Below are 12798 nucleotides of genomic sequence, written 5' to 3' on the forward strand. Positions count from 1 at the left end.
AACCTTTATAACGTGATGCTTGCATTGAAACAGAGACGAGTGGAAAACCATGGGGCATAGAAAGAAAAGTGCTCCAAAACGCGGATCCCTAGCATACCTACCTAGAGGACGCGCCGCTCGACAAACCGGCAGAATACGCTACTGGCCCCCCATATCTGAAGGAGTTAGACTTCTCGGATTCATGGGCTACAAAGCCGGGATGACGCATCTTTTTTACGTGGAAGATCATCCTCGTTCCCCAAATTTTGGAAAAGAAGTCAACCAACCCGTCACAGTCATCGAAACCCCGCCAATCCTAGTATGCGCAATCCGCGCCTACACCCGAACAGATTATGGTTTGAAAACGTTCACCGAAGCTTGGATGAAAAACCCCCCAGAAGATTTGGAACGAGTTTTAACTCTGCCAGAAAATTTCGACCCAGAAAGTGGCTTCAAAAAGATTGAAGAAAACTTAGACGACGTTGTGGAGCTTCGCCTTTTAACGATTACTCAACCACGATTAGCAAACGTTCCGAAGAAGAAGCCTGAGCTTATGGAGATAAAGGTTGACGGCGCACCCATAAACGAGCTGTTCGAGTATGCGAAGGGACTGCTAGGTAAGACGGTTGGGTTTACGGACGTTTTTAAGGAAGGACAGTTTGTAGATGCTGTGGGAGTTTCTAAGGGAAAGGGCTTTCAAGGACCTGTGAAGCGGTGGGGCATCAGAATTTTGTCTCGCAAGTCCAGAAAGATTAAACGAGGCGTGGCGTGTATTGGACCTTGGAAGCCGCCTAGAGTCTTGTACACCGTTCCACGGGCTGGGCAGATGGGTTATCATCATAGAACCGAGTATAACAAGCGTATTTTGAAGATAGGAATCGATGGCAAAGAAGTGACGCCCAGCGGTGGCTTCGTGAAATACGGCGTCGTAAAGGCACCGTATATTTTGCTTAGTGGAAGCGTTCCTGGCGCCAAGAAGCGTTTGATTCGGCTTCGTGTTCCTGCGCGAGCGCCTAAGGTGGTTTCTGCGGAGCCTCCGAAGATTGTGAGTGTTTCTTTGGAGTCACAACAAGGCAGATAGTGGGGTGTCTTTGTGGGTAAGGTGTCGAGTAAGGTTTTTGATTTGAAGGGGAAAGCGGTTGGTAAGGTTAAGCTTCCCAGTGTGTTTAAGACGCCGTTGCGTCCTGATGTTGTTAAGCGGGCTGTTGTGGCTTTGCAGTCGCGGGGTTTTCAGCCGCAGGGGCGGGATCCGATGGCTGGGAAGCGGACTACAGCTGAGTCTCGGGGTGTTGGTTTGGGGATTGCGAGGGTGCCTAGGTTGAAGGGTGGTGGGGGGCGGGCTGCTTTTGGGGTTGGTATTGTTGGTGGTCATAGTGCTCATCCACCGCGTTCTGAGAAGAAGATTGTGAAGAGGGTTCCGCGGAAGGAGATGGGTTTGGCTTTGCATAGTGCGGTTGCTGCTACTGGGGTGAAGGGTGTGGTGGCGAAGAGGGGGCATGTGGTTGAGGATGTTCGGGATTTTCCGTTGGTGGTGGTTGATGAGGTGGAGGGTTTGCGGCGCACGAAGGAGGTTGAGGGTGTTTTGTTGGCGTTGGGTGTTTGGGGTGATGTTTTTCGGGTGAAGGAGAGTCGGCATGTGCGGGCTGGTCGGGGGAAGACGCGTGGGCGGCGGTATAAGCAGGCTGTTGGTCCTTTGATTGTTGTTGGTGAGGATAGGGGTGTTGTTAGTGCTGGGCGGAATTTGCCGGGTGTTGATGTGGTGTTAGTTGATGGGTTGAATGTGGGGTTGTTAGCGCCTGGTACGCATTTTGGGAGGCTTACTGTTTGGTCTAAGAGTGCTATTGAGAGGCTTAATGAGAAGTTTGGGGAGGCTGCTTAGGCGTGGATCCGTATGATGTTGTTTTGTATCCGTTGATGACTGAGGTGGCTAGTAGGCTGTTGGAGACGGAGAATAAGTTGGTTTTGATGGTTAGTTTGAAGGCTGGGAAGGCGGATGTTAGGCGGGCGGTTGAGGAGTTGTATGATGTTCGGGTGGAGAGGGTTAATGTTTTGATTACGCCTCGGGGGGAGAAGAAGGCGTTTGTTAAGCTGCATCCCGACTATAAAGCGGTGGACGTAGCAATAAAACTAGGAATACTATAAACATAGAATGAAGTTATCTCTCGAATTAGCCCTATCTATAGTGTGACTTTCACTTTGTACAATGTACTTCGCAGATATAAGTCGATAAGGAATTGTTCTCTACAATTTGCTTCAAAGATACGTGGTCAAGTCTTAAGTTGAGTTGCTATTTTCTTTCCGAAATCTTTGCATTTGGGGAACTCTCCATCTGTGACTGGCCCTTTCATCCCGTCAACCCTTATTGACAGGCCAGAAGTTATTAGTTTCAATCTGGGAACCTTTTCGCTTATTCTCTTCTCCATTTTCTTCACAGACTTTTCGAAGTCTTCTCCCAGATAGGTGTCAAAAACAGCAACCCATTTCGCCTTCAAGTCAAGTTTGCCAAGTTTATCAATAAACTTATTAATACCCCTAACAGGTCCCCCAAAATGCGTTGGTGACCCTATCAATATTGCATCATAATCGGCTGCCTTTTTAGGATCGGTTTCCTTGACATCACTGATAGCAGTTTCTATTCCCTCGATTTCGCCTATTCCCTCCATGATCTTTTCCGCTACAAGCTTTGTGTTGCCATACTTTGTGTCATAAACGACAATAACCCTTACCATTTCGTTCACCATTCATTATGCCTATTCTCTTAGTTTTTATGACTTGTGGAAGAAACTTCAACCTTAAAAATAAATCCTAACTCTTATATTAATAGACAAAAGCTAATTCCTAAGAGGTCAAATACATGCAAAAGATAATTGCGTTTTGTGGGTTAAACTGCAAAAATTGTCGAGCCTACATCGCGACCCAAGAAAATAGCAACCAAAAAAGGAAAGAAGTAGCCGAAGCTTGGTCTACTCCTAACTACCCTCTAAAGCCTGAAGACATTAACTGCGACGGTTGCCTCTTAATCAAAAACGGACGCACCATCTCTTTCATGAACGCCTGCACCATAAGACAATGCGGACTCGAAAAACAAGTGGAAAACTGCGCCCACTGCGCCGACTACCCCTGCCCGAAACTCGCTCCAAGCCACCAAAGATCACCCGAAGCAAAACAAACCCTAAACAACGTACATAAACAACTAAAATATTAACTTATTACAATACTATACCGATTTCGGAAAATCATCTTTCAGTTCCTTCCAACTATCAACCACTCTAGTAGCACCCCGCTCAATGTACTGTTGCGGTTTATACCGTTTAAGAAGCAGCAAACCAACCCTATCAGGAACACCAAACTGCTTGAAGATAGGGAAATAGCCAGGATAATCATCAATAACTCTGACAACATTATACTGCTCAGCCAACGAGGCGAAAAGCCTCCTCTTCGCTTCAATCAGCGTTATCCCAGAAGGATCGACCCCACGAGCACGTCCGTAATCCTCAACACTAAACATCAACAACTCAATCCCATCAACAGGAAAACCAAATCTCTTCAACTCAGCCAAAGTTAACTCACGCATATTCTCAGTCCTCCCGGTCAAATACACTAACCTACACTCCTTACTCCACTTCTGAAGAACGTCAGCCGCAAAAGGAACCGCCTCATGCAACCCCATCAGCCCGACACCCCCCTCATCCAAGCAAAGCACAACATCCCAAAACCTCTTCTGAAACTCCCTCACATGCGCTTTCTGCTCCGCCGACGCAAACTTCATAAAAATCTGCTCCAAACCAAAAGTCTCCACAGCCTCCAAAGGAACTTCACGACTTAAGACTTGACGCCACACACCCTTCATCCTACGCGTCGTACTTGTCAACGTATCATCAACATCAACAACGACGCAAACCATCACGTTAACCTCATTCAGTTTTTGATTCATGAGCATAATTACTTTTTGGCTCATTTTACTGAAGATCGAGCAACTAAGATTGGAAGGACGATTGAGATTATGTTTGTCAGCAGTATCACATTCAACGCTACACTTGAAAACATTTCAGCATCCGCAAGCCCGTAAGCAAGAGGCAGAGTACTCATAGCCGCCGAAGCAACACCCTTCCCCACAATCAACCCAATAGCTGGAAAATCAGAGGCCAAAGAACTCCTCCAAGTCCCCACCTTAACTATAACCAACCTGCATCCATGAAGCAAAAGGCTAATGATTAATCCAAGAAACAACTCAAACCAGCCCGTCCAAATATACAACAACCCAATAAACACAAAAAAGAAAGTACTCAAGATAAACGTCAACTCTCCATGAAACCGTCCAATCAACCCCTTCAACTCAAACAACTCATCAACATCAACTTTTAACCTCAAAGACTTAGCCAACGACCTACCATTCCCCAAAATCAACCCAAAAACAAAAATCGCAATCCCCCCAGTCCCACCCAACAACTCAGTTCCCGAATACACCAACAACACAGCTGCCAACGTAAACGTATAAGTAAACTCACTTTTGCAGGAGTAATACAAAATATTCAACCACCCTAACCCAAAAACCGCACCCAAAAAAACCGACACACAAGCATTCCTTACCAACAAAACAGAAACTTCACCAACACTCAAACTCCCCAAAGTAATGTAACTCAAAATAGTCAACGTAGAAACCAAAACAATCGGGTCATCAATTAACGAGGACATCGTCAACGTAGTTACAGTCTCCTTTCTAACCCGCAAATGCTTGCAAACCGCACTAACCGTAGCCATACTCACCCCACCCCAAGCCGAAGACAACAAAAAAGCAAAAGCCCACCTCAAACCAAACACAAAACGCAAAAACACTCCCACAACAGTAGTGCTAAACACAAAACCCAAAACCGACAACAACACCGCCCTCCGACTCTGCGCCAACACCTCATGAACATCCATATGCATACCCGCATCAAAACCAATGAAGGCAATCGTAAGCGGAGCAAGAAAAGGAATCACTTCCACCAAAGCAGACCTATCAAACATGCCAAGCACCGGACCACAAACAATCCCCGAAACAATCAATAAAATAACATTAGGCAACAAAACCCTACGAGACACCAAATCCCCAACAAAACTCAAAACCATAATAACCGCAACAGTAAAAAAAATAACCGCAACCTCGATGACGACCAACTCCAAACAAGAAATGAACACCTCAGCTTAAAAGATTACACCCATATCTGAAACCTAACAGAACAATCTAGCCACTGCACCACACACAAACGACAACAAACGGCAAAGCTGATTCAGAATCCAACTCTAAAATATAGAAAATCCATACTTCAAGTTCATACATGTTAAAAGCTACAAGTTCTAGAATGCCCTTCAGTAAACTAAAACTGATGGAGGTATTATAAATTGCTAAAAAAATATGAATTCCTCATCGAAGTAAAAATCGTTTATTCCTCACATCGCTGGTAAGGAGAAGTGACCGGAAAAATGATGCAGACAATAGCGAAACTAAGAGCCACAGTAGAAGAACTAGGCGGCAAAGTTCGCGTCAGATACTAAAGTAACAGTTTAAACATCACTTAAATGTCACTGTACATGCCAATTATCTCTTTATACGTTTCCAAAAATTCTTTGGCAAATGCATCAGCTCGCTTTTCGGTGCCCTTATGTTTTCTGCCTTGGGTTCGTAAGTGGTGATAGAACTCGTGAAGTACGACGTGTGGGCTGTAAAGGGCGTTTTGGTTTGAGAAGTATATTGTCTTCTTTCCAACAACATAGCAGCCCCGATTTTTCACATGACCTCTCGGCATACCAACCTTCACTTTAGGAACTTCAATATTGTAGTACTCACTAAGCTGCTTCAACGCTTCCTCGGGTTTTCTGGACAAAATCAGGTAGACTATTCTGGCTTTAAACGGAAAATCGGCTTTCAATATAAAACCGCCACTGCATAGTCAATGATGTGAAAGGTCTTTGCCGCAGTGGTAGCATTTCTTTCTTAACGCACTAATAGACAAGTGTCTGCCGCAGTAGGAGCAGCGGAATTTTTCCTCTGACTCCTTTAGCCACTCCTCAACTTTGCCAGCCTTAATCCTCGCCAAATTAGCCCTCAAGTCTACTCCGTCTTCTTTCAAGTATGCTTCTGAGAATTTTTCAAACTTTTCGCACGCAGTATGCTCCTTATAGTCGGGGCATTCATAGCAAAATCTGAATCCTTTTGCGTTTAAGCATTGGACGATTTTACAGTCGTTGCCCCAGCATTCTAGAGTTAAAACTTGACAACCTTCACAACGCATTTTCTCGGGTGGACACTTGAAGAAATCTGCCAATCGTTGACGATACTCCCCGCCGTCTTTATAAGCTCTATAAATTTCACATGCGCCACAATAAAGTCCACATCTTCCGACGAGATTTTTATCAACCAAGATAAGCTCCCTTTAACAGTTAAAGACGCTCCTTTTTATTTTATGTTTCGAACCTTGTTTGCATCGTTACCATTATATACTTGAACCGTTATCCATTCTACTTCAACAGGGGAGCCAGGAACATGACCTGGCTGAGAAGATGGTGAAGCCCATCGACCCTTTGAACCTGATCCAGATAATACTGGCGGAGGGAAAAAGTTGAGTGAAAGTAAGACAGTATTTCAAACAAAGGTAATCGCGGAAATCGTTGCTTTTGTGGCTCTTTCAACTGCACTTAGTTATGTAAAAGTTTTTAGTCTACCACAAGGAGGAGCAGTAACAGCTGGGTCAATGGTGCCTGTCATATGGCTCTCGTTGAGAAGAGGACCAAAAATAGGCCTGTTTGCTTGCGTGCTCTATGGGCTTGTTCAGTTGATGCTTGAACCTTTTGTCTATCACCCTGTGCAGGTATTGCTCGATTATCCAATAGCCTTTGGAGCACTCGGACTTGCTAGCTTCTTTCAAAAGCACCCAACTTTAAGGAAGGGGACAACTGTTACCATGGACCGTTTAATCACAGTTTTGCTTTGCGTTATTTCCTTTTTCCTCTTCAGCTACGAGTTGACACAGTTTAGGATAAGCGAGACCCTGTTCTTTTCTTGGATTTTTGCGTTCAGTTTTATCTTTCTACTGTGGCTAGAAAACAGAATAAAAACCAAAAGAACAGAAGAGCAGCAAAGAACTGTTACCCCTGCACTTTTCGGAGCAACCGTAGGTATCTTCGGTAGGTTCTTGGCACATTTTGTTTCTGGAGTGGTCTTTTTTGGCTCTTATGCTCCTGAGGGAATGAATCCTATTGTTTACTCTGCTTTATATAACGGTGCTTACATAGTTCCAGAGCTTCTCGTAAGTGCTTATCTGGTGTATTTGCTCGCCAAAAGCGGCATGATAGGAATATACAAGTGAGAGTGGGAAGCGCAGTGAAACTCAAAACCGGAATCAAAGGGCTTGACGAATTAATAGGTGGCGGAATAGAGTCTGGTTCGCGGAATATTCTTTATGGATCTCCGGGCGCTGGAAAAACCGTTTTTGCCATGCAGTTTCTTTGGCAAGGACTACAAGAAGAAGAAACCGTTGCCTTCGATGTTATGGATAAGCCATTTCCACGCTTAAGAGCCTATTTCAAATCTTTCGGATGGAACATAGAATCCTATGAGAAGACAGGAAAACTGATTGCCATACAAGCCTTTCCCCACTTTGCGCCTTACCCCAAAGACCTGAGAGTTCATTACTTTAGCCTAGACGATTTTGAGGAAATGAAACGCATTGACGCTATGCTTTCAGAAAAAAATGTGACAAGGTTTGCGGCTGGAGATTTCAGCGAACATCTATTCTCCCTATACGAGTTGAAGTATATGGACCCGGTGGAGGACTGGACCATCAACTGGTGCCACTTTGACAACATTGTTAACATTGACATAATGACAGCAGCTACACAAAAAGACATTGCAACTCAGCGGGCAACAGACTTGGACCTAAACAAAGCCCACAACATTTTCTTATTCAGATTTAACGAAGAAAAATGTCGCAGGGAACTGCGCATAATGAAGATAGAAGGCTGTGATCATCCGTTAGGGTGGTTGTCTTTCAAAATAACCAGCAAAGGCATCGAGATGCTGGAAATCTAGCTTTTTTGGACATGATCGAAGTGGGAAAGCTCGCTACTGAAGAGCTCAAAAAACTGCTTAGATGCATAAAGAAACATCCAAAAGTAATAATTCCACCTGCCCCCGGCTTTGATTCAGGAGTTCAGATAACAAACGAAAATGAATGTCTTGTTGTTTCAACAGACCCTTGCATAGGCGTGCCTGAAAAATGGTTTGGATGGTTACTGATACACTACGCAGCATCGGATGTAGCCTTGTTTGGTGCAAAACCAGAATTTTGCACAATCACACTCTTAGGTCCTCCTTCAACGAAAGCCAACACTTTCATAAAAATAATGGAACAAGTCTGCGCTGTAGCAGATGAGCTTAATATGACAGTAGTAACTGGGCACACGGGAACTTACGATGGGCTTTCGACCCTTGTTGGAACTTGCACAGCTTATGGTACAGTTAGCAAAGATAGGCTTATAACTCCTGGAGGCGCCCGGGCTGGAGACCACATAATTTGCACTAAACAAATCGGCCTAGAGACGGTTGTTAACTTCGTCCTCACGCATGAAGCCCTCGCAGAAAGTCTCTTCGATGTTGCTCGGACTTATGTACTTCAAAGCCTAGTAAACATGCAAACGTGCGTTAAAGAAGCATACCTTCTTGCCGAGGTCGGAGGAGTTCATGCCATGCATGATATCACTGAAGGTGGATTGGTGGCGGCTTTAAACGAGATGGCTGAATCTTCAAGCCTCGGGTTTGCGGTGGACTTGGAGAAGCTTCCAATTTTGGAAGAGGCTTTAATTCTCCAAAAATATTTCGGTCTTTCGCAAAGAGAGCTTCTTTCAATTTCTTCTACAGGCACTCTTCTGACAGCGATTGATCCTGAAAGAAAGGACCAAGCGCTCCAAGAACTGCTAAAACATGGTATAGACGCCAGTTTTATAGGTACTTTCACAAAGAATAAAAAACGTCTAATTCAGCATGGAAAAAAGAAAACAGTGTTTCCAAAGACAGCTGAAGATCCTTATGCCAAAATAATGCTGAAGTGACGCATGTTATATTTTGCTAATTCATATTTAGTTTTCATAACTTTTTTCTCTTCAGACTCTGACTAAAGCATGGTAGCCATGAGCATGAAGAGTCTTCTTGCTGTTCTTTGCGTTCTTCTAGCTTTCGTCTTGATGTGTGGTTTTGCTATTGCGTATTCTGAAACTATAGAGCTGCCAGCGGGAGAAAGCGTAACGAGAACTGTAAACTTGAATGAGGGAGACGAAGTTTCGGGACGCATAACTGTAATACCTGCTTCTATAAACTTCTCCATCTCCGACTCTGACGACATAATCATTCTAAACTACACGAATGTCGCTCAAAAAGATTTCCAGTTTACAGCTTTAAAAACAGGCACATATGACTTCCACTTTGAAAACTGGTTTTCAGAAGAGATTAAGGTTTTAACTCTCAACTATAATGTGCAACATTACATTTTCGGTTTTCCACAAGAATACATCCTCGTTTTCGTTATAGTGGGCCTTGCACTTGTTGCAGTTGTAGTTTTCGTTGCGATGTCACCTAGACCTTAGAAAGGGATAATGCCGCAAAAGGTTAAAGGATGCGATGTAATTTTTACTTAGAAGTAAAGTTGAAGGACTATGAAAAAGATAGAAGAGAATAGACAGCAGTTAGACAATGCAGAAGGATACAGTGAAGTGTGGGAAATAGCAAAAGACAACGTGAAGGCTGTTTTGAAGCAGCAACGGCAGGGAATGATGCTTTTTCTCGACGATATGCCTCTCAGGCTTGGAGCTTATCATCCGTTGGGTACAAACAACATAGTTCTAAACCGTGCTCTTGTCCAAATAGTCGAGGCAACCACAAAGTCCAGAAAGTTGCTAAACGCCTTCGTTTATACAATACTACTCCATGAGTACCTTCACGCCTTGGGATACATACCAGAAGCAGAAGTGCGACCGCTCGTGTATAAGGTTTCGAAAACATGCTTTGGCGAAGAACATGTTGCCGCGCGGCTGGCAAAGTCAGGACCTTGGTCTCTACTGCGTGGGCTCCCGTTGGATGCTTTGAAGGCTCCGAAACGTGTGATGGAAATTGTGAAGGATTTCGAAAAGACGAATCAGAGATACATAGTTTAACTGCAATTTCCGTGTTTTGCAGGCTAGATTGTAAGACAAGACTCGCTAAACTGGTTCTTATCTACCCAAAATCTTAAGAATAGATTAGACAATGAAGTGTCTTAGGATGGAGGGAACAGAATTGGTTTACTGCACTAAATGTGGAGCTAAAAACGAGGATGATGCTAAGGTCTGTGCGGAATGTGGCGCGCCACTGCAAGTATCTCGTCCCAAAAAGCGATACCGCTCAAACGATAATTGTTTTGGACCACGTGAACGCCACGTGGAAGATGAATGTTTTGGCCTTCCCCATGGAGGAGCCATAGTAGGCATAATCTTTGGAATCATAATCGTCATCATTGGATTGGCGGTCCTTTCAGGATTAGAAATATGGGATTACTTGGGGCCATTCTTCATAGTCATTGTTGGCCTATTAATCATCGCTGGCGCTCTTTACGGAATGAGACGCAGATAATAACCATTTTTCACGCTTTTTCCCTTGTGAAACTCACATTCCTTCATATGACAAGCAGTGCAAATTATTTTGTGGTCCAGTTGAGAAAGCAGTATTCTTGTGTAAAGCCAAAAGATGCCTAAGGCGATCAGATAAAAATCAGCGATGACATTCTGAGTTATTCCGTCAACTCCAACAAGAAGCAGAAAAACACTGAAGACAAAAAAAGTGTTCACGGAGAAATGAACAGAACTTTTGCCCCAGTTAAACAAGTGATACTGGAGCAACCCACAAGAAACCCCTACGAAACCAATCCAAAAAACCAGAAAATAGTTCAACCAAGAAGATAGGTTAAGAAAGAAATACGGCACAACTCCTAAAAGAGAGAGAGCAGCGCCCAGAATTAATCCCGCGCATCCAGCGCAAAAAACTCTGTCGCCTATTCGGAATGCATGAGCACCAAAGTTTCCACAATCAGGATGATGCCCACGAAACGTTAGAGTTTTTTTCGGCAAACCAGTTGATTCTCGAGTGAATTCTCCTCGCTTTGCCTTTCTGAAATGAAACATGCCTGAACATTTTGAAGGAAATACACCCGCAAGAATTCCTAGAACACAGACAATGCTGAAAACAGTGCCTATTAGGGGTTTTCGCCAAGAAACGTCGCCCTGTATTGCTGGTGGCAAGTTTGCGAACGCGGCGATGAGAATTAACCCTAAGAAAGAAAATGTGAGAAAGAAAATAGAGGCAAAGTTGGGGGGCGTTCTCAAATCAAGTCCCTTAATGCTTTCAAAAGACCTTGGCTTGCTAGGTATCTGTAGGTTCTTCTTTTCAGCTTGTTAGAAGAGAAAAGTCCTTTAAACCGTCTGCCCATGGAGCCGTAGAAGCTGCGGTAGCATTTATACAATTCTTCTTGCACATCTTTTCTCGACAAGGTTTCGGTGGGCATTACTGCATGAGCCATGTCGTAGTTTGTCCAGTTATCATCCTCTATCCACCCGTTCTGTTTGGCCGTTTCATAAAGCTCAGTTCCAGGGAACGGTGTTAAAATCATAAAGATCGCCAAATCTGGGTCAATGTGGTTTACGAAATCTCTAAGCTTGGCTATTGATTCAGCCGAATCTTTTCGTTCTCCTATGATGAGGGTAGCTTGGGCGAAGATGTCGTTTTCTTTTAGCAGTTTCATCGCCTGCTCTGCTTCGTTGGGGCGTATTTTTTTGTGGAATCTTTCCAATGTGGCTTCGCTGCCGCTCTCTATCCCCACGAGCATCCAGCGGTTTCCAGCCTTCCGCATCTTGGGCAAGACATCCTGATGCTTGATAATGTCGTCGCATCTGACTTGCGTGAACCACATTATCTCGTCGGCTATTTCCCGCTTGACGATTTCGTCGCACAAGTCGTTGGTGTGTTTTCCCAGACCAAAATTGTCGTCAGTTAGCCAGAGAAATTTGCTTCCAAACTCGTTGTAACAGTATTCAAATTCGTCTGCGATCCGCTTCGCCGACTTGATCCTCCAAGTGCCTCTCCAATGCTTCCATTGGGAGCAGAAAGAGCATTTGTGGGGGCAACCTCTCGAGCCCTCGATGAGAGCGTAATTTTTTGCGCCAGCCATCATAGTGAAATGATATTTACCCATATGTTCCTCGACAAAGTGATAGCCAGGCAAAGGCAAGTCATCCAAGTTTTCGATTAGAGGCCGCGGAGGATTGTGGACGATTTTACCTTTTTGCCTAAAGGAGACGCCTTTAATCTTTGAAAAGGAAGGGCGCTTTTTCTTTAATTCCTGCACAAGCTCAACGAAAGTCTTTTCACCTTCTCCACGAACGATGAAGTCTATTTCTGGCCAAGCCTCAAGACTTTCCTGCGCTGTGGCTGTGAAATGTTGTCCTCCAATAAACGTTTTGACGTTTGGGTTCACTTTTTTTGCAGTTGCTACTGTGCGGAGAACTGTGTAGGCGTTGCATGTTGCGAGGGCACTTGGTGCTACTATGTCTGGGTTTGATGATTCAATATGTCTTTCTAATTCTTTCCAATCTAATCGTTTTGCTTGGCAGTCTAGCACTTCTATCTCGGCGTCTTTGTCTCGGCTTTCAAGGTAAGTTGCTAGTTCGATTATTCCGAGAGGGGGAGGGAGGTATTCGCCCATGACGAACCAGAAGTCTTTCGGTGGTTCTACGAAAAGAACTTTCATCGTGTTC

The 12798-nt window shown here is 44.3% G+C and carries 17 protein-coding genes and 1 riboswitch; of the genes, 10 read left to right on the top strand and 7 right to left on the bottom strand.

Features of this window, described 5'->3' with window-relative positions:
• Window positions 1–49: 49 nt before the first annotated feature.
• Genes OEX01_03695 through OEX01_03705 form a run of 3 tightly spaced genes read left to right on the top strand, consistent with a single transcriptional unit; the run spans window position 50 to window position 2121 of the window.
• A complete protein-coding gene (locus tag OEX01_03695; GenBank protein ID MDH5448090.1) occupies window positions 50–1060 on the top strand; it encodes a 50S ribosomal protein L3 in 1011 nt (336 codons plus the stop codon).
• Between the two features lie 21 nt (window positions 1061–1081).
• The gene (rpl4p, locus tag OEX01_03700) at window positions 1082–1858 is read left to right on the top strand and encodes a 50S ribosomal protein L4 (protein ID MDH5448091.1); all 777 of its coding nucleotides are present in this window, start codon (window positions 1082–1084) and stop codon (window positions 1856–1858) included.
• A 2-nt stretch (window positions 1859–1860) separates the two neighbouring features.
• Window positions 1861–2121 carry a 50S ribosomal protein L23 gene (locus OEX01_03705; GenBank protein ID MDH5448092.1) on the top strand — a complete coding sequence of 87 codons (261 nt, stop codon included), beginning with the start codon at window positions 1861–1863 and terminating at the stop codon, window positions 2119–2121.
• Window positions 2122–2246: 125 nt separating this feature from the next.
• Here OEX01_03705 and OEX01_03710 read toward each other — a convergent pair whose 3' ends face one another.
• Entirely contained in the window at window positions 2247–2708 is a 462-nt protein-coding gene (locus OEX01_03710) for a flavodoxin domain-containing protein (protein ID MDH5448093.1), read from the bottom strand.
• Between the two features lie 125 nt (window positions 2709–2833).
• Between OEX01_03710 and OEX01_03715 the strand changes: the two genes are divergently transcribed.
• On the top strand, window positions 2834–3184 hold the full coding sequence (locus OEX01_03715; protein ID MDH5448094.1) for a DUF3795 domain-containing protein: 351 nt from the start codon (window positions 2834–2836) through the stop codon (window positions 3182–3184).
• A 12-nt stretch (window positions 3185–3196) separates the two neighbouring features.
• Here OEX01_03715 and OEX01_03720 read toward each other — a convergent pair whose 3' ends face one another.
• From OEX01_03720 to OEX01_03735, 4 genes are all read right to left on the bottom strand, one after another.
• A complete protein-coding gene (locus OEX01_03720; protein ID MDH5448095.1) occupies window positions 3197–3937 on the bottom strand; it encodes an HAD family acid phosphatase in 741 nt (246 codons plus the stop codon).
• Complete coding sequence (locus OEX01_03725) at window positions 3934–5145, bottom strand: cation:proton antiporter (protein MDH5448096.1); 1212 nt, start codon at window positions 5143–5145, stop codon at window positions 3934–3936. Before OEX01_03725 ends, OEX01_03720 begins: the two co-directional genes overlap by 4 nt.
• A 392-nt stretch (window positions 5146–5537) precedes the next feature.
• The gene (locus OEX01_03730) at window positions 5538–5891 is read right to left on the bottom strand and encodes a hypothetical protein (protein MDH5448097.1); all 354 of its coding nucleotides are present in this window, start codon (window positions 5889–5891) and stop codon (window positions 5538–5540) included.
• A gap of 21 nt (window positions 5892–5912) precedes the next feature.
• A complete protein-coding gene (locus OEX01_03735) occupies window positions 5913–6383 on the bottom strand; it encodes a DUF3795 domain-containing protein (GenBank protein ID MDH5448098.1) in 471 nt (156 codons plus the stop codon).
• 97 nt (window positions 6384–6480) lie between these two features.
• Window positions 6481–6594: riboswitch (TPP riboswitch) on the top strand.
• Here OEX01_03735 and OEX01_03740 point away from each other — a divergent pair.
• The 6 genes from OEX01_03740 to OEX01_03765 all read left to right on the top strand — a co-directional run bounded on the left by OEX01_03740 (window position 6582) and on the right by OEX01_03765 (window position 10621).
• Window positions 6582–7328 (top strand): energy-coupled thiamine transporter ThiT, encoded by a 747-nt coding sequence (locus OEX01_03740; GenBank protein ID MDH5448099.1) that lies wholly within the window; start codon window positions 6582–6584, stop codon window positions 7326–7328. (Overlaps the previous riboswitch by 13 nt.)
• Window positions 7329–7342: 14 nt before the next feature.
• Window positions 7343–8050: a hypothetical protein gene (locus OEX01_03745; protein ID MDH5448100.1), complete on the top strand. Its 708-nt coding sequence runs from the start codon at window positions 7343–7345 to the stop codon at window positions 8048–8050.
• Window positions 8051–8061: 11 nt separating this feature from the next.
• Complete coding sequence (locus OEX01_03750; GenBank protein MDH5448101.1) at window positions 8062–9069, top strand: AIR synthase-related protein; 1008 nt, start codon at window positions 8062–8064, stop codon at window positions 9067–9069.
• 78 nt (window positions 9070–9147) lie between these two features.
• Window positions 9148–9600: an emp24/gp25L/p24 family protein gene (locus tag OEX01_03755; protein MDH5448102.1), complete on the top strand. Its 453-nt coding sequence runs from the start codon at window positions 9148–9150 to the stop codon at window positions 9598–9600.
• 69 nt (window positions 9601–9669) lie between these two features.
• Window positions 9670–10167 (top strand): hypothetical protein, encoded by a 498-nt coding sequence (locus OEX01_03760; protein MDH5448103.1) that lies wholly within the window; start codon window positions 9670–9672, stop codon window positions 10165–10167.
• A 106-nt stretch (window positions 10168–10273) separates the two neighbouring features.
• Window positions 10274–10621 (top strand): zinc-ribbon domain-containing protein, encoded by a 348-nt coding sequence (locus tag OEX01_03765; GenBank protein MDH5448104.1) that lies wholly within the window; start codon window positions 10274–10276, stop codon window positions 10619–10621.
• Here OEX01_03765 and OEX01_03770 read toward each other — a convergent pair.
• Both OEX01_03770 and OEX01_03775 read right to left on the bottom strand, forming a co-directional pair.
• Window positions 10600–11370, bottom strand: a complete 771-nt coding sequence (locus tag OEX01_03770) for a hypothetical protein (GenBank protein ID MDH5448105.1) — start codon at window positions 11368–11370, stop codon at window positions 10600–10602. The genes OEX01_03765 and OEX01_03770 overlap by 22 nt on opposite strands.
• Window positions 11367–12791: a B12-binding domain-containing radical SAM protein gene (locus tag OEX01_03775; GenBank protein MDH5448106.1), complete on the bottom strand. Its 1425-nt coding sequence runs from the start codon at window positions 12789–12791 to the stop codon at window positions 11367–11369. The genes OEX01_03770 and OEX01_03775 overlap by 4 nt, the downstream gene beginning before the upstream one ends.
• Window positions 12792–12798: the final 7 nt, after the last annotated feature.

It is taken from the genome of Candidatus Bathyarchaeota archaeon, assembly GCA_029882535.1.
Taxonomy (GTDB): Archaea; Thermoproteota; Bathyarchaeia; order Bathyarchaeales; family SOJC01; genus JAOUKM01.